This is a genomic window from uncultured Frigoribacterium sp. (assembly GCF_963515265.1).
GTDB lineage: Bacteria > Actinomycetota > Actinomycetes > Actinomycetales > Microbacteriaceae > Frigoribacterium.
This window is the reverse complement of sequence record NZ_CAUPYL010000044.1, coordinates 1-15,695: the sequence shown is the minus strand read 5'-3', so window position 1 is coordinate 15,695 and position 15,695 is coordinate 1. Positions and strand designations below refer to the sequence as shown.

The following is a 15,695-nucleotide window of genomic DNA, read 5'->3' as shown; positions in this document are numbered from 1 at the left end:
CACCCAGCCGGTGCAGATCGACGCCCACGGCGGCGGGAACGCGGCCGCGTCGTCGAGGAGGCGGAGTGCCAGGCCGGCGTGGCCGGCACGGGCTGCGGCGCTGGCCGCGTCGGGCAGCGCACCGATCACGTAGCGGACGACGAGGACGCGGTGGTCCCACGCCATCTGGTCGATGTCGTCGAAGGCGCCCCAGGCGCTCTCGATCTCGCGACGCAGTCGCGTCACCTCGACGGACTCGAAGCCCTGCGATCCCTCGCTCATGTGCCCCCCTCAGAGCCGGACGGGCGCCGGTGCCCGTCGAACCGCGACCGATCGGTCGCCGTCGAGAAGATACCACGCCACCGGTTTCGAGACGAAGAGCGGCCTCGCGGTCGTGAGCCGCGCCTCCTCACCTGGGTGTCCCCCGGAAGCTGGACCGCCGCCGGGCGGGACGGGACTACCGTCCACGACGCACCCTGACCGGTGCGACGCAGCGGCTCGACGGCCGCACGCCCCCACGACTGAAGGAGTCCCCGTGTTCCAAGGATCCCCCGCCCTGCGCGAGTCCATGCAGAAGGTCCTCGTCGACCTCATCGAGCTCCACATCCAGGGCAAGCAGGCGCACTGGAACCTGCTCGGCAGCAACTTCCGCGACCTGCACCTGCAGCTCGACGAGATCGTCGACGCGGCCCGTGAGTTCAGCGACGAGGTCGCCGAGCGCATGCGGGCCGTCTACCTCGTGCCCGACGGCCGCTCGAACACGGTCGCGAACGAGACCAGCCTCGTGCAGTTCCCCGCCGGCCCGGTCGAGACCACCTCGGTCGTCGACCTGATCGTCGACCGCATGTACGCCGTCGTCGACACCATGCGCACGGTTCACGACGACGTCGACGACGAGGACCCGACGACGGCCGACGTGCTGCACAGCATCCTCGAGCGCCTCGAGCAGCTCGCCTGGATGACCGGCGCCGAGAACCGCCACCCGGAGAAGGACGCCGCGTCGGCCGACACGCGCGGTCGCGACGAGGACGCCATGGCCGAGGGCCAGGACCGCGTCGGAGCCGTCGCCAACTAGCGGCTCCTCCGCCTGCCCCTGCGGGCACCACCGACTGGGCACCGCCCCGGAGATCCCCTACGCGACCTCCGGTGCGGTGCCCTTCCCACGACCTGGAGGCACCACATGAGCGACAGCACCAGCACCGGTTCCGACTCCTTCGACCACGTCGTCGTGGGCGGGGGCATGACCGCGGACTCCGCGGCGAAGGCGATCCACGAGACGGCCCCTGAGGCGACCGTCCTGATCGTCAGCGACGACGTCGACGAGCCCTACACGCGCCCCGCGCTCTCCAAGAAGCTCTGGATCGACCCCGAGTACACCGAGACCGACAACGACCTGGGCACCCGCGACGCGTCAGGAGCCGAGATCCGCCTGCGCACCTCGGTCACCGCCGTCGACCGCGAGGCCCGCACCGTGACGACCGACGACGGGCGGACCGTGTCGTGGGGGCGCCTCCTGCTGGCGACCGGCGGGACGCCGACCCGGCTCGACCTGCCCGAGGACGACCGCGTCGTGCACTTCCGCACCGCGGCCGACTACCGGCGGCTGCGAGAGCTCTCGGGCGAGGGACGCCGGGCCGTCGTCGTCGGCGGCAGCTACATCGGCACCGAGCTCGCCGCGGCGCTGGTGCAGAACGACACGCGCGTGACGATCGTCACGCCCGACGAGGTCCTCGGCGGCTCGGTGTTCCCGGCCGAGATCGCCACGCGCTTCGAGGCAGCCTTCGAGGAGGCGGGCGTCACGCTGGTCAAGGAACGTCGCGTCGAGGGCGGCTCGGCCTCGGACGCCGGGGTGCAGGTCGTGCTCGACGACGGGACGTCGCTCGAGGCCGACGCCGTGGCCGTCGGCCTCGGCATCACGCCCTCGACCGAGCTGGCCGAGGCGGCCGGCCTCGAGGTCGAGGACGGCATCGTCGTCGACGCCTCGCTGCGCACCGCGGACCCGCACGTCTTCGCCGCGGGCGACGTCGCCTCCTACCCGGACCGCATCCTGGGCCGCCGCCGTGTCGAGCACGTCGACAACGCCAAGGAGCAGGGCGCCTTCGTCGGGCGCGTCATGGCCGGGGCCGACGAGACGTACGGGCACACGCCGTACTACTACTCGAAGGTCCTCGACATCTCGTACGAGGCGGTCGGGACGCTCGACGCGTCGCTCGAGACCGTGGTCGACGACAAGGGCGACGGGTCGGCCGTGGCGTACTACCTGTCTGACGGCGCCGTGGTCGGCGTCCTGCTCTGGAACGTCGACGACGCCCGTGACGCCGCCCGCGCCGTCCTGGCCGAGGGCACGGACGTGTCGCGCGACGGGCTCGTCGGACGCATCTGAGCCGGGGCGCGACCGGACGGACGGGCCTCGAGGACGCGCACCGCGCCTCCTCGGGGCCCTTCGTCGTGGGCGGCCTGCGGAGTCGGGCCGTCAGGCGCTCAGGCCGTCAGGCCTGCGGGCCGAACAGGAACGGCGCCCGGCCGGCCCGGTCGAGGTCGAGCGCGAACACGCCGCCGCTGAGGGGGTGCTCGGCGAGCTGGTCGTCGTCGAGGCCCTCGCGGGCGGACAGCACGAAGAGCGTGCGCAGGTCCGCGCCGCCGAACCCGATGCCGGTGAGCAGCGGCACGGGGAATTCGATCCGCTCGACGACGTCGCCGTCGCGGTCGAGGTGCACCACGACGCTCTCGCCGTGCACGGCGCCCCAGAACTCACCGAGCTCGTCCCGGGCGAGGCCGTCGTGCGACCCGCCCGACGAGAAGGGGACGAGCTCGCCGAGCGTGCCCTGGGCGTCCCACGAGGCGCGGTAGATGGTCTCCCGGTCAGTGTCGGTCAGGTAGATCTCCGAGCCGTCGTCGTTCCACTCGAAGCCGTTGGTGGTCGTGAAGTCGTCGCGGAGCAGGGTGACGACGCCGTCGGGCCCCACGCGCCAGAGGCCCGCGACGGGGGCTCCGTCGGGGTCCATGGCGCCGACGACGAACGCGCCGAACGGGTCGCACTTGCCCTCGTTGAGGCGCATGCCCTCCTTGGCGAGCTCGACGGTGGCGAGCACCTGCAGCGAGCCGCCGTCGTCGTCGGTCAGCACGACCTGGTCCTCCAGGGCAGCGACGAGTCCTCCGCCGCGTCGGCGCTGGAAGCTCGGCAGGGGCGGGTCGACCGGGAGGGTCCGGTCGCGCAGGCCGTCCGCCGAGGTGCGGTGCAGCAGCCCCGGCGTGATGTCCGTCCACACGAGCTCCTGTGCGTCGACGTCCCACACGGGGCTCTCGCCGAGCGTCGCCCGGCCGTCGAGGAACAGGCGGGGGCGCGGCGTGGGGGTCTCGGTCATCCGTCCCGTCTACGCGTCGGGCCTGGCCGCGGCCTCTCCTCCCGGGGTACGGCTCGTCGTCGCGTTCTGCACAGACCCCTGGCAGCCGCGAGCACGAGGAGGCGCGGGAGAGCACCGTAGACAGCGTGACCGACACCCTCCAGAGCGCCCCCGACGACACCGACGACTTCCACGACGACGCCTGGTCGGCCCCCGACCCCCGGGAGGACGGCTACGTCGCCCTCCGCTCGTACGGGGCGATCGGCGACGGCCGCACCGTCGCGCTGATCGCCCGAGACGGCCAGATCGACTGGCTGCCGTTCCCGTCGCTGCCGAGCGACCCGGTCTTCTCCGGCATCGTCGACTCGGCCGACGGGGGCCGCGTCGAGCTGCGCCCGGTCGACGACGACTTCGAGGTGCAGCGCGCGTACGTGCCCGGCACGAACGTCCTGCGGACCCGGTTCCGCACCTCCGCGGGCACCGTCGAGGTCACCGACGCCCTCGTCACGGGAGTGGCGGGCCGTCTTCCCTGGGGCGAGCTCGCGCGCCGCGTCGACGGTCTCGAGGGCTCCGTCGAGATGCGCTGGGCGGTCGTGCCCGGCAACGCGTTCGGGACGCACCCCATCGTGCGCGTCGACACCGTGCACGGCCCCCTGCTGCGCGCCGCGGACATCAACCTCGCGCTCGTCGGCTTCGAGCACGGCCGCACCGACCCCACCGAGCCCGGCGACGGCCACCCCGACGGTCCGCTCGAGTTCCGCGGGGCGTTCACCACGTCGCCCGGGTCGCGCTCGCTGCTGTGCCTCTGCGGCGTCGAGGACGAGCCGCTGCACCTGCCCGACCCGCACGTGGTCGACGAGGGCATCGACCGCACCATCGAGAACTGGGAGGGCTGGTCGACCGAGTTCAGCTGGGAAGGCCCGTGGGCGGACGCCGTGCACCGCAGCGCACTCGCCCTCAAGCTGCTGATCTACAGCCCCACCGGTGCCATCGCGGCGGCGGCGACCACCGCCCTGCCCGAGAACTTCACGGGCGACAAGAACTGGGACTACCGCTTCGCCTGGGTGCGCGACCTCGCGTACACCGTCGACGCGCTGCTGCGCTTCGGGCTGCGTGAGGAGCCGCACGCCGCCGTCTCGTGGATGCTCAAGGCCCTCAAGGAGAACGGGCGCGAGATGCACATCTTCCTGCGCCTCGACGGGACCGTCTCCGACGGCACGCACGAGACCGGTTCGGAGGGCTGGCGGGGCATCGGCCCCGTCTACAAGGGCAACCCCGCCGGCGACCAGCTGCAGCTCGGCGTCTTCGCCGACATCCTCGCCGTCGCCAGCCAGTACGCCCACGGCGGCAACCTGCTCGACGAGTCCACCCAGGATCTGCTGGCCGGGTTCGCCGACGACGCGTGCCGGCGCTGGCAGGAGAAGGACAGCGGCATGTGGGAGCTGCCGGACGAGCAGCACTACGTCAGCAGCAAGATGGGCTGCTGGCAGGCGATCACCTCGGCCCTCGAGCTGACCGAGCTCGGCCAGATGCACCCCACCGCCGACGACAAGGCCCACTGGGAGAAGAACCGCGACCTGATCGTCGAGTGGATCGACGAGCACGGCTGGTCGGAGGAGCGCGGCGCGTACCTCATGCACCCCGACAGCGACGCCCTGGACGCATCGGTCCTGCTGCACGCGCCCAGCGGCTTCGACCGCGGCGACCGGATGTCGCGGACCATCGACGCGATCCGCGACGAGCTGGGCGCGGGACCGCTGGTGTTCCGCTACAGCGGCGTCGACGCGGAGGAGGGCACCTTCGTCGCCTGCGCCTTCTGGCTCGCGGGCGCCCTGGCCTGCGTCGGCCGGGTCGACGAGGCAGTGGAGCTGATGGACGAGCTCGTGGTCCAGTCGAACGACGTCGGGCTCTTCACCGAGATGATCAGCGCCGACGACGGGCAGTTCCTCGGGAACATGCCCCAGGGCCTCAGCCACCTCGCCCTGGTCAACGCGGCCATCACCATCGACGAGATGCGCACGGAGCTCGGCATGCAGCCCGGGGACCGACGCGAGGACGCCGGTACGGGCCGCCGGACGGAGACCGACGACGACCGACAGGAGAACCGATGACCGACACCACCTCGCCCGCCGCACCCGCCGTGCCCGCGACGCCGGACGACCTCCGGCTCGTCGACGCCTGGTGGCGCGCGGCCAACTACCTGACCGTCGGGCAGATCTACCTGCGCGACAACCCGATGCTCGGTCGTCCGATCGCGCGGGACGACATCAAGCCGCGCCTGCTCGGCCACTGGGGCACGTCGCCCGCGCTGAGCCTCGTCTACGCGCACCTCAACCGCGTGATCCGCCGCGACGACCGCGACCTGCTCTACGTCTGCGGCCCCGGCCACGGGGGCCCTGCGATGGTGGCGAACACCTGGCTCGAGCACACCTACTCCGAGCTGTTCCCGCAGGTGCCCCTCGACCGGGACGGCATGCAGGAGCTGTTCCGCCAGTTCTCGTTCCCGGGCGGCATCCCCTCGCACGCGGCCCCCGAGACGCCGGGCTCGATCAACGAGGGCGGTGAGCTCGGCTACTCGCTGAGCCACGCCTACGGAGCGGTGCTCGACGACCCCGACCTCGTGGCCGTCTGCGTGATCGGCGACGGCGAGGCCGAGACCGGTCCGCTCGCGACGAGCTGGCACGCCAACAAGCTGCTCGACGCCGTGCACGACGGCGCCGTGCTGCCGATCCTCAACCTCAACGGCTACAAGATCGCGAACCCGACCATCCTCGCCCGCATCCCCGAGGGCGAGCTGCTCGAGCTGTTCCGCGGCTACGGGTACCAGCCGATCGTCGTGTCGGGCGGGTTCGACGGCGAGGACCCGATGGTGGTGCACGCGCAGATGGCCGCGGCGCTCGACGAGGCCTTCGGCCGCATCGACCAGATCCAGCAGGAGGCGCGCTCGGGCGAGAGCACGGAGCGGCCGCGCTGGCCGATGATCGTGCTCCGCACCCCGAAGGGCTGGACCGGGCCGAAGGTGGTGGACGGCAAGAAGGTCGAGGGCACGTGGCGGGCCCATCAGGTGCCGCTGAGCGGGGTGCGCGAGAACGACGAGCACCGCGAGCAGCTCGACGCCTGGATGCGCTCGTACGGCGCCGACGAGCTGTTCGACGAGACCGGGGCACCCGCCGCGTTCCTCGACGAGCTGCGCCCCCGCGGCGAGAAGCGGATGAGCGCGATCCCCGCGTCGAACGGCGGGCTGGTGCGTCGCCCCCTCTCGCTGACCGACTACCGCTCGCACGCCGTCGAGACCAGCGACGACCGCCGCACCACGGCCGAGGCCACCCGGGTGCTCGGCCGCTGGCTGACCGACGTCGTGCGCGACAACCCGGCGAGCTTCCGGCTCTTCGGCCCGGACGAGACGGTCTCGAATCGCCTCGACCCGGTCTTCGACGTGACTGACCGCGTGTGGGCGGCCCGCATCGAGGAGGAGGACGAGCACGTCGCGCACAGCGGCCGCGTGATGGAGGTGCTGAGCGAGCACCTGCTGCAGGGCCTGATGGAGGGCTACCTGCTCACCGGGCGTCACGGCCTGCTCAACACCTACGAGGCGTTCGTGCACATCGTCGACTCGATGTTCAACCAGCACGCGAAGTGGCTCGAGAGCGCGACCGACATCGCCTGGCGCGAGCCGATCTCGTCGTTCACGTACCTGCTCTCGTCGCACGTCTGGCGGCAGGACCACAACGGCTTCTCGCACCAGGACCCGGGGTTCCTCGACGTCGTCGTCAACAAGCAGGCGCACCTCGTCCGCATCTACCTGGCACCCGACGCGAACACCCTGCTCGCCGTCGCCGACCACGCGCTGCGCACGACGGACACGGTGAACGTGATCGTCGCCGGCAAGCAGGAGTCGCCGGCCTGGCTCTCCCTTCCCGAGGCGGAGGCGCACGTCGCCGCCGGCGCGGGCATCTGGGAGTGGGCGGGCACCGAGGGCACGCCGGTCGACGGCGTCGACCCCGACGTCGTGCTGGCCTGCGCCGGCGACGTGCCGACCCTCGAGACGGTCGCCGCGGCGGACATCCTCCGCCAGCGCCTCCCCGACCTCGTGACCCGCGTGGTCAACGTCGTCGACCTGATGCGCCTGCAGGACGCCGACGAGCACTCGCACGGCCTGACGAGCGACGACTTCGACACGCTCTTCACGACGTCGAAGCCGGTGATCTTCGACTTCCACGGCTACCCGACCCTCGTTCACCGGCTGACGTACCGCCGCACGAACCACGACGGCATCCACGTGCGCGGTTTCCAGGAGAAGGGCACGACCACCACGCCTTTCGACATGGCGATGCTCAACGACATCGACCGGTACCGGCTCGTGCTCGACGTGCTGCACCGTGTCCCCGGCCTCGCCGACGCGCACCCCGACCTCGTCGCCGAGTTCGAGGCCAAGCGCGAGGAGGCGCGGGCGTACGCGTACGAGCACGGCGAGGACCTCCCTGAGGTCGTCGAGTGGGAGTTCGGCAGCTAGGGGCGAGCAGGTCGCCGACCGCCGGAGTACGGTCTCGGACATGCCGAAGGACGACACACCCCCGCAGCTGAAGAACCCCGACATGTACGAGGCCCTGCGCGACGAGGGCAACTCGAAGGAGAAGTCGGCGCGCATCTCCAACGCCGCGGCCCAGAAGGGCAACAGCGAGGAGAAGGTCGCGGCGAAGGGCGGCCGGTCGGGCTCGTACGACGACTGGACCGTCGACGACCTGCGCGGCCGCGCGAAGGAACTCGGGCTCAGCGGCTACAGCGACGCCAAGAAGGGCGACCTGATCGAGATGCTGCGCGACCACTGAGGTCGGGTCAGCTCGCCGTGGTCGGCGGGCGGCGTCAGCTCGCCTTCTTCTCCGCGGCGGGCTTCTTCTTCGCAGCAGGCTTCTTCTTCGCAGCGGGCTTCTTCGCGGCAGGCGCCTTCTTCGCCGCGGGCTCCTTCTCCGCGGCCCGCTCCTTCGCAGGCGCCTTCTTCGCGGCGGGCTTCTTCGCCGGGGCCTTCTTCGCGCCCGACCGGCTGCGCTCCACCGACTGCCGGAGCGCCTCCATCAAGTCGATCACCTCGCCGTCGCCGGATCCGTCGCCGTCCTCGTCGTCCCCCGCGCGGCCGAAGGTCGCATCGGTGTCCAGCGACTCGCCCTCCTCGAGCTTGGCGTCGATGAGCTTGCGGAGCTCCTCCTGGTAGTCGTCGCCGAACTGCGACGGGTCGAAGTCGTCGCCGAGCGACTCGACGAGCGAGCCCGACATGTCGAGCTCCTTGCCGCTGATCCGCACCTTCTCGTCGAGCACGGGGAACCGTGCCTCACGGACCTCGTCGTCCCAGAGCAGCGTCTGCAGCACGAGCACGTCGCCCCGCACGCGCAGCGCGGCGAGCCGGGTCTTCTGCCGCAGGGAGAAGTGCACGATGGCCGTGCGGTCGGTCTCCTCGAGCGTGCGGCGCAGCAGGACGTAGGCCTTGGGCGACGCGGAGTCGGGCTCGAGGAAGTAGCTGCGGTCGAACATCAACGGGTCGAGCTGGTCGCTCGGCACGAACTCGAGCACGTCGATCTCGCGTGAGCGCTCCTCGGGCAGGGACTTCAGGTCGTCCGCCGTGAGCACCACCGTGCGGTCACCGTCGTCGAAGGCCTTGTCGATGTGCTCGTAGTCTACGACCTTGCCGCAGATCTCGCACCTGCGCTGGTACCGGATCCGACCGCCGTCGGCGTCGTGCACCTGGTGCAGCGAGACGTCGTGGTCCTCGGTGGCGCTGTAGAGCTTCACGGGCACGTTGACGAGCCCGAACGTGATCGCGCCCTTCCAGATCGATCGCATGACGGCCATGTTCCTCCGCATGCGCTCCGAATGACCGACGAGCGGGTACAAGTGCCGGGCACGTCCCCCGCCGCGCGGGCACCGTGGAGCGCATGAGCCAATACGACAAGAAGAACCCGGTCGACCTGTACCCCGCACCGCCGTTCCCGAAGCAGGAGCAGTCGCTGCCGGGCGAGGCCTGGAAGATGGACCCGAAGCCCGACCACGGCGAGACCAGCTACGTCGGCAAGGAGCGCCTCGTCGGCTTCCGCGGCATCGTCACCGGCGGCGACTCCGGCATCGGCCGTGCCGCCGCCATCGCCCTCAGCCGCGAGGGCGCCGACCTCGTGCTGAGCTACCTGCCCAGCGAGCAGACGGACGCCGAGGAGGTGCGCGACCTGCTCGAGGGCGAGGGCCGCCGCGTCGTCCTGGTGCCCGGCGACATCTCCGACGAGCAGTACTGCAAGGACCTCGTCGCCAAGGCCGTCGAGGAGCTCGGCGGGCTCGACACGCTCGTCATGGTCGCCGGCCGGATGAAGAGCAACGACGACATCCTCACGCTCACCACCGAGGACATCGACTCGACCATCAAGACCAACGTCTACTCGCTGTTCTGGCTGTCGCAGGCGGTCATCCCGCACCTCGAGCCCGGTTCGTCGATCGTCACGACCGGCTCCGTCCAGGGCACGCAGCCGAGCCCGGACAAGATCGACTACGCGCTGACGAAGGGCGCCATCGGCGTCTTCACGTCGGGCCTCGCGCAGCAGCTCGCGCCCAAGGGCATCCGCGTCAACCAGGTCTCCCCCGGCCCGGTCTGGACGCCGCTGCAGCCCGGCTCGGACGACGCCGAGACCGTGTCGGAGTTCGGCGGCCAGGCGCCGTTCGGCCGTCCCGGCCAGCCGGCCGAGCTCGCCGCGGCCTACGTGCACCTCGTGAGTCCGGAGTCGAGCTACACCTCGGGCGCGACCATCACGATCGCGGGAGCGATGCCGGCGGTCTGACCGGCACCGCACCTCCTCGGCTCCGCTCGCGGCCCGCTCCCCCGTCCACGCGGGGAGGCGGGCCGCCGCAGTCCGCAGACGCTGGCGTCCGGGACGCCCGCACGACGAACGAGCATCATCGAGGCAGACGACACGAGGAGGCGCCTGATGGCCAGCAAGGGACGCGGCGAGCGGGTGCAGGTCGGCGGACACACGCTGCAGCTCACCAACCTCGACAAGGTGCTCTACCCCGCTAGCGGCACGACGAAGGCGGACGTGCTCGGCTACTACGCCGCCGTGGCCGAGTGGATGCTCCCGCACGTCGAGGGTCGCCCGGCGACGCGCAAGCGCTGGGTGAACGGGGTCGACGGCGAGGTCTTCTTCGAGAAGAACCTGCCCGACTCCGCCCCCGACTGGGTCGCCCGGCACGAGATCGAGCACAAGGACCACGCGAACGTCTACCCCATGGTCAACGACCTCGCGACGCTGACCTGGCTGGCCCAGGTCGCGGCGCTCGAGGTGCACGTGCCCCAGTGGCGCTTCGGGCCGCGCGGGGCGCAGCGGAACCCCGACCGGCTCGTGCTCGACCTCGACCCGGGCGAGGGCGTCGGCCTGGCCGAGTGCGTCGAGGTCGCCCAGCTGCTGCGGCCCCTGCTCGACGGGATGGGCCTCGAGCTCGTGCCGGTGACGAGCGGCAGCAAGGGCGTGCACCTCTACGCGCGGCTCGACGGGAGGCAGACGAGCGCGCAGGTCAGCGACGTCGCCCACGAGCTCGCCCGGGCTGTCGAGGCCGACCACCCCGACCTCGTGCTGAGCACGATGGGCAAGGCCGACCGCCGGGGCAAGGTGCTGCTCGACTGGTCGCAGAACAACGGCAACAAGACGACGGTGGCGCCGTACTCGCTGCGCGGCCGTGAACGGCCGACGGTCGCGATGCCGCGCACCTGGCGCGAACTGGCCTCGAAGCAGCTGAGGCAGCTCGAGTACACCGAGGTGCTGGCCCGGCTGAAGCGCCGAGGAGACCCGCTGGCCGATGTCTCGAGCGGCACCCCCGTGCCTCCGGGTGAGCTCGGCGACGACATGCGCAACACCGAGTCTCCCCAGCACGACCAGACGGCCGACGGCGACGGCGAGACGCGAGAGGGGCGCGACCGCCTCGCGAAGTACCGCTCGATGCGCGACCCGTCGAAGACCGCGGAGCCTGTCCCCGCCACCGCCCCGCCGATGAGCGACGGCCGCAGCTTCGTCATCCAGGAGCACCACGCCAGCCGCCTGCACTGGGACTTCCGCCTCGAGCACGACGGCGTGCTCGTCAGCTGGGCGCTGCCCAAGGGCGAGCCCGACGACCCCGGCACGAACCACCTGGCGGTGATGACGGAGGACCACCCGCTCGAGTACGGCACCTTCGAGGGCACGATCGCGAAGGGCGAGTACGGCGCCGGCGAGGTCACCATCTGGGACTCGGGCACCTACGACGTCGAGAAGTGGCGCGACGGCAAGGAGGTGATCGCGGTGCTGCACGGGGAGCAGCGCGGCACCCGCCGGGTCGCGCTGATCCACACCGGCCACGGCGGCGGCAAGGCCGACCAGAACTGGCTGATCCACCGGATGGCGGACGATCCCGCCGAGGGCGGGTCGTCACGGGGCGAGCGGAGGAAGCGCGGCAGGACCGTCGTCGGCAACTCCGGATCGGCGTCGCGCTCGGACGGCGACTCCCCCGGGAAACGGGGCCGTGCCTCTTCCGGCGGACGCACGGAGCAGAACTTGCCGACACTCGACAGCGTCTCCCCGATGCTCGCCGTCGCGGGCACCGCCGCCGACGTCGACGATGACTGGGCGATCGAGATGAAGTGGGACGGCATCCGCGGGATCGCCGTCGTCGAGGGCGACCGCGTGACGCTGACCAGCCGCAACGGCCACGACCTGACCCCTGCCTACCCCGAGCTGCAGGTGCTGGCAGACCAAGTCGCGAGCGACGGAAGCGCGGTGCTCGACGGCGAGGTCGTGGCCGTCGACGAGGCCGGTCGCCCCGACTTCGGGCTGCTGCAGACGCGGATGGGCCTGACGAAGCCGCGCGAGGTGGAGCAGGCCGCAGAGGGAGCGCCGATCCGCTACCTCCTCTTCGACGTGCTGCACGCCGAGGGGCACTCGCTCCTCAGGAAGACCTACGACGAGCGGCGTGAGGTGCTCGAGCGGATCGTGACCTCTGAGGGCCCGATCGACGTGCCCGTCGTCTTCGACGGCGACCTGGAGGAGGCGATGCGGACCTCGCAGCGCCTCCGGCTCGAGGGGGTGGTCGCCAAGCGCCGCGACGCGACCTACAGCGCCGGCCGACGCTCTCGCGCCTGGATCAAGATGAAGCACCACGCGACGCAGGAGGTGGTGATCGCGGGGTGGCGTCCCGGGAACGGGCGTCGCGCCTCCGGCGTGGGCTCGCTGCTGATGGGCGTGCCCGGCGACGAGGGGCTCGTGTACGTCGGACGGGTGGGCACGGGCTTCCGCGATCGCGACCTCGACGCGCTGCTGACGGAGTTCCGCGGGGTCGAGCGGAAGACCAGCCCTCTCGTCGACGTGCCCGCCGCCGACGCCCGCGACGCGCACTGGATCACGCCGTCGCGGGTCGGCGAGGTGTCGTTCGCCGAGTGGACGTCGACCGGCCGCCTCCGCCAGCCCTCGTGGCGCGGCTGGCGCCCCGACAAGTCGCCCGACGACGTCGTCCGCGAGAGCTGACCGCAGGGAGGAGACTCGAGGGATGACAGACGCTCGCGGCCAGCGCATCGTCCTCGTGGTCGCGGTGCTCGCCTCCTTCGTGGCGTTCCTCGACGGGTCGATCGTGACCGTCGCGCTGCCGGCGATCGCACGAGGCCTGGGCGAAGGAGGCGCGGGCCCGGCGAGCGGAGCCGACCTGACCCTGCAGCAGTGGGTCGTCGACGCGTACCTGCTCGCGCTCGGCTCGCTGATGCTCGTCGCGGGCTCGCTCAGCGACACGTTCGGCCGGGTGCGGGTGCTGCGCGCCGGCCTCGTCGCCTTCGCGCTGACGAGCGTCCTCGCCGCGCTCGCGCCCGACCCCGGCCTGCTCATCGCCGCCCGCGCGCTGCAGGGCGTCGCCGCGGCGCTGCTCGTCCCGTCGAGCCTCGCGCTCATCACGTCGACGTTCACGGGACCGGCGCAGGGCCGCGCCATCGGCTCGTGGACCGCCTGGACCGGCGTCGCGTTCCTGATCGGGCCGCTCGCCGGCGGCGCCCTCGTCGACACGCTCGGCTGGCGGTGGGTGTTCGCCGTGGTCGTCGTGCCGGTGGTGCTGACGCTCGTGCTGATGACGCGCCTCCCCGGCGACGCGCACCGCGGCGGGCCCGACCAGCCGGCCCGCGTCGACGTCGTCGGCGCCGTGCTCGCCGCGGTCGGCCTCGCCGGCCCGGTCTTCGCGCTCATCGAGGGCCAGCGCGTCGGGTTCGGCGCCTGGTTCGTCGTCGTGCCGCTCGTCGTCGGCGTCGTCGCGCTCGCCGCGTTCGTCTGGTGGGAGCGCCGTGCCCCGCAGCCGATGATGCCGCTCGACCTGTTCCGCACCCGCGAGTTCGCCGTCGGCAACCTCGCGACGGTAGGCCTCTACGCCGCGATCAGCCTCGGCACGCTGACCATCCCGCTCGTCGTGCAGGAGCTCGCCGGGCTCTCGGCCACGCTCGCCGGCCTCGTCACCCTGCCGACGACGATCGTGTCGCTGCTCTTCTCGACGACGTTCGGCACGCTCGCCGCGACGCACGGCCCCCGCCTCTTCATGACCGTCGGGCCGCTGATCACGGCGAGCGGGTTCCTCTGGATGCTGCTCGTCCGCGACCCGATCGACGTCTGGTGGCAGGTCGTGCCCGGGGTGGTCCTCTTCGGCCTCGGCCTGTCCGTCACGGTCGCGCCGCTCACCTCGGCCGTGCTGTCGGGCATCTCGCCGGCCAGGTCGGGCATCGCGTCGGCGGTCAACAACGCGATCTCGCGGGTGGCCGGGCTGGTCGCCGTGGCGTTCCTGGGGGTGATCGCCGGAGGCGCCCTCACGGTCGACGGGTTCCACCGCGTCGTCGTCGTGGTCGCGGTGCTGCTCGTCGGCAGCGCGCTCGTGTCGTTCGTCGGGCTGCGGGGCACGCGCCGCGCCTCCTAGCGTCGCCGCCCCCTGTCCGTCCTGTCCCGAGCGTCCCGTCGTGTCACGGCGCGACGCGATGCTCGGAACGGGACGGGACACGAGCCCTAGACCGGAGGAGGCGGCGCGGGCAGCCCGCCGACGAGGTCGCCGAAGCGCCGCCACGACGAGTCCTGCTGCGCCAGCCGCCGGAGCGCCAGCAGCAACGGCTCGACCAGCACCGTGCCCAGCACCACGTACTGCACGGCCGCGTCGACGCTCTCGAGCGGGACACCCGCGATCTCGGCGTCCGCGACGTCGTGCATGGCCCGCGCGTAGCCGTCGAGGCGCTCGGGCGGCAGGTCGAAGCCGGCGGCCTCGAGCCCGTCGACGGCGACCTCGAGCGCGGCGAGCACCGGGCCGTCGCCGGGGTCGACGGTCCAGCCCCAGCGCTCGACGAGGCCGCGGGCCCGGGCGTGGTCGACTCCCTCGGGAGCGTCGGGCGTGACCGCGTGCTGGGCGACGCCGAGCACCTGCCCCACCGAGTCGTGCTCCAGGTCGAGGAACTCGAGCACTCCGCGTGCGCGCGCCACGCTCAGCCCGCCGGGGCCGACCAGCGCCCGCACGAGCCTGAGCCTCCGCACGTGCTCGTCGCCGTAGCGGGCCTGCGTCGCCGAGGTGCGCTCGCCCTCGGGCAGCAGCCCCTCGCGCAGGTAGTACTTGATGGTCGCGATCGGGACGCCGCTGACGTCGGCGAGCTCGGAGATGCGCACGGGTCCCCCTTGACATTGGATAGCTGCACTCTCCAAGATGGGAGCGCACTGGAGAGCAACACTATCCAATCACCAGGCACCCACCCGCGCAGACGCGTCGAAGGAGCGAGATCATGGCCCGTGTCATCCCCGGCAGGACGACCCACCGGCACGAGGGCGAGCTCGTCGTCTTCCTGATCGGCATGCGCGTCAACAAGATCTGGCGGCCCGACCAGTGGCTCCCCGTGTTCGCCGCGATGACCCCGATGATCGTGGAGCTGTTCAAGGACAAGGAGTCCGGGCTCCGCGGCCTCCGCACCACGATCGGCTCGCGAGGGCCGGTGCTGGTGCAGTACTGGGACTCGCTCGAGAAGCTCTACGCCTACGCCGGCTCGGCCGACCAGGCCCACCGCCCCGCGTGGAGCGCCTTCAACCGCCGTGCCCGCAAGGCGCCGGGCGCGGTCGGCATCTGGCACGAGACGTTCGTGGTCGAGCGGGCCGAGAGCATGTACGTCGGGATGCCCGCCTCCGGTCTCGCCCTGGCGACGGAGGCGGTGCCCGTCGGCCCGCGTGCCGACACGGCCCGCGCGCGCGCCGCCGCGGGACGCACCGCGGCCGGCCCCGCAGCCTGACAGCAGCCGCAGCATGAACCGCGTTCCGAACCATGAACCGCGTTCTTTCGCGGGTGGTGGTTCGGGACGCGGGTCACCGCGCGGGGGGG

Annotated in this window: 13 protein-coding genes; 9 read left to right on the top strand and 4 right to left on the bottom strand. The window is 72.1% G+C overall.

The features are described from left to right. A partial coding sequence (locus RWM17_RS06195) for a hypothetical protein (protein WP_314102144.1) occupies positions 1-261 on the bottom strand: 261 nt, incomplete at its 3' end. A gap of 286 nt (positions 262-547) precedes the next feature. On the opposite strand from RWM17_RS06195, the gene RWM17_RS06190 reads away from it, so the two are divergent. Further along, positions 548-1,054 carry a Dps family protein gene (locus RWM17_RS06190; protein ID WP_123548646.1) on the top strand — a complete coding sequence of 169 codons (507 nt, stop codon included), beginning with the start codon at positions 548-550 and terminating at the stop codon, positions 1,052-1,054. A gap of 105 nt (positions 1,055-1,159) precedes the next feature. Then, on the top strand, positions 1,160-2,362 hold the full coding sequence (locus tag RWM17_RS06185) for an FAD-dependent oxidoreductase (protein ID WP_314102143.1): 1,203 nt from the start codon (positions 1,160-1,162) through the stop codon (positions 2,360-2,362). Between the two features lie 106 nt (positions 2,363-2,468). Here RWM17_RS06185 and RWM17_RS06180 read toward each other — a convergent pair whose 3' ends face one another. Beyond that, positions 2,469-3,344: an SMP-30/gluconolactonase/LRE family protein gene (locus RWM17_RS06180; protein ID WP_314102142.1), complete on the bottom strand. Its 876-nt coding sequence runs from the start codon at positions 3,342-3,344 to the stop codon at positions 2,469-2,471. A 125-nt stretch (positions 3,345-3,469) separates the two neighbouring features. Here RWM17_RS06180 and RWM17_RS06175 point away from each other — a divergent pair, with 125 nt between their 5' ends. Genes RWM17_RS06175 through RWM17_RS06165 form a run of 3 tightly spaced genes read left to right on the top strand, consistent with a single transcriptional unit; the run spans position 3,470 to position 8,152 of the window. Continuing rightward, positions 3,470-5,434, top strand: coding sequence for a glycoside hydrolase family 15 protein (locus tag RWM17_RS06175; RefSeq protein ID WP_314102141.1), 1,965 nt, complete (start codon positions 3,470-3,472; stop codon positions 5,432-5,434). Then, positions 5,431-7,836: a phosphoketolase family protein gene (locus RWM17_RS06170; protein ID WP_314102140.1), complete on the top strand. Its 2,406-nt coding sequence runs from the start codon at positions 5,431-5,433 to the stop codon at positions 7,834-7,836. Before RWM17_RS06175 ends, RWM17_RS06170 begins: the two co-directional genes overlap by 4 nt. A gap of 40 nt (positions 7,837-7,876) precedes the next feature. After that, the gene (locus RWM17_RS06165; protein ID WP_314102139.1) at positions 7,877-8,152 is read left to right on the top strand and encodes a Rho termination factor N-terminal domain-containing protein; all 276 of its coding nucleotides are present in this window, start codon (positions 7,877-7,879) and stop codon (positions 8,150-8,152) included. Positions 8,153-8,186: 34 nt separating this feature from the next. Here RWM17_RS06165 and RWM17_RS06160 read toward each other — a convergent pair whose 3' ends face one another. Continuing rightward, positions 8,187-9,158 carry a Ku protein gene (locus RWM17_RS06160; protein ID WP_314102138.1) on the bottom strand — a complete coding sequence of 324 codons (972 nt, stop codon included), beginning with the start codon at positions 9,156-9,158 and terminating at the stop codon, positions 8,187-8,189. Between the two features lie 92 nt (positions 9,159-9,250). On the opposite strand from RWM17_RS06160, the gene RWM17_RS06155 reads away from it, so the two are divergent. The 3 genes from RWM17_RS06155 to RWM17_RS06145 all read left to right on the top strand — a co-directional run bounded on the left by RWM17_RS06155 (position 9,251) and on the right by RWM17_RS06145 (position 14,264). Then, positions 9,251-10,138 carry an SDR family oxidoreductase gene (locus tag RWM17_RS06155; protein ID WP_192169855.1) on the top strand — a complete coding sequence of 296 codons (888 nt, stop codon included), beginning with the start codon at positions 9,251-9,253 and terminating at the stop codon, positions 10,136-10,138. Between the two features lie 147 nt (positions 10,139-10,285). Next, positions 10,286-12,847, top strand: coding sequence for an ATP-dependent DNA ligase (locus RWM17_RS06150; protein ID WP_314102137.1), 2,562 nt, complete (start codon positions 10,286-10,288; stop codon positions 12,845-12,847). A 22-nt stretch (positions 12,848-12,869) separates the two neighbouring features. Further along, on the top strand, positions 12,870-14,264 hold the full coding sequence (locus RWM17_RS06145) for an MFS transporter (protein WP_314102136.1): 1,395 nt from the start codon (positions 12,870-12,872) through the stop codon (positions 14,262-14,264). A gap of 86 nt (positions 14,265-14,350) precedes the next feature. Here the strand turns inward: RWM17_RS06145 and RWM17_RS06140 are convergent, their stop codons facing one another. Next, entirely contained in the window at positions 14,351-14,995 is a 645-nt protein-coding gene (locus RWM17_RS06140) for a MerR family transcriptional regulator (protein WP_314102135.1), read from the bottom strand. Positions 14,996-15,108: 113 nt separating this feature from the next. Here RWM17_RS06140 and RWM17_RS06135 point away from each other — a divergent pair, with 113 nt between their 5' ends. After that, positions 15,109-15,606: a DUF4188 domain-containing protein gene (locus tag RWM17_RS06135; RefSeq protein WP_314102134.1), complete on the top strand. Its 498-nt coding sequence runs from the start codon at positions 15,109-15,111 to the stop codon at positions 15,604-15,606. Positions 15,607-15,695 lie beyond the last annotated feature (89 nt).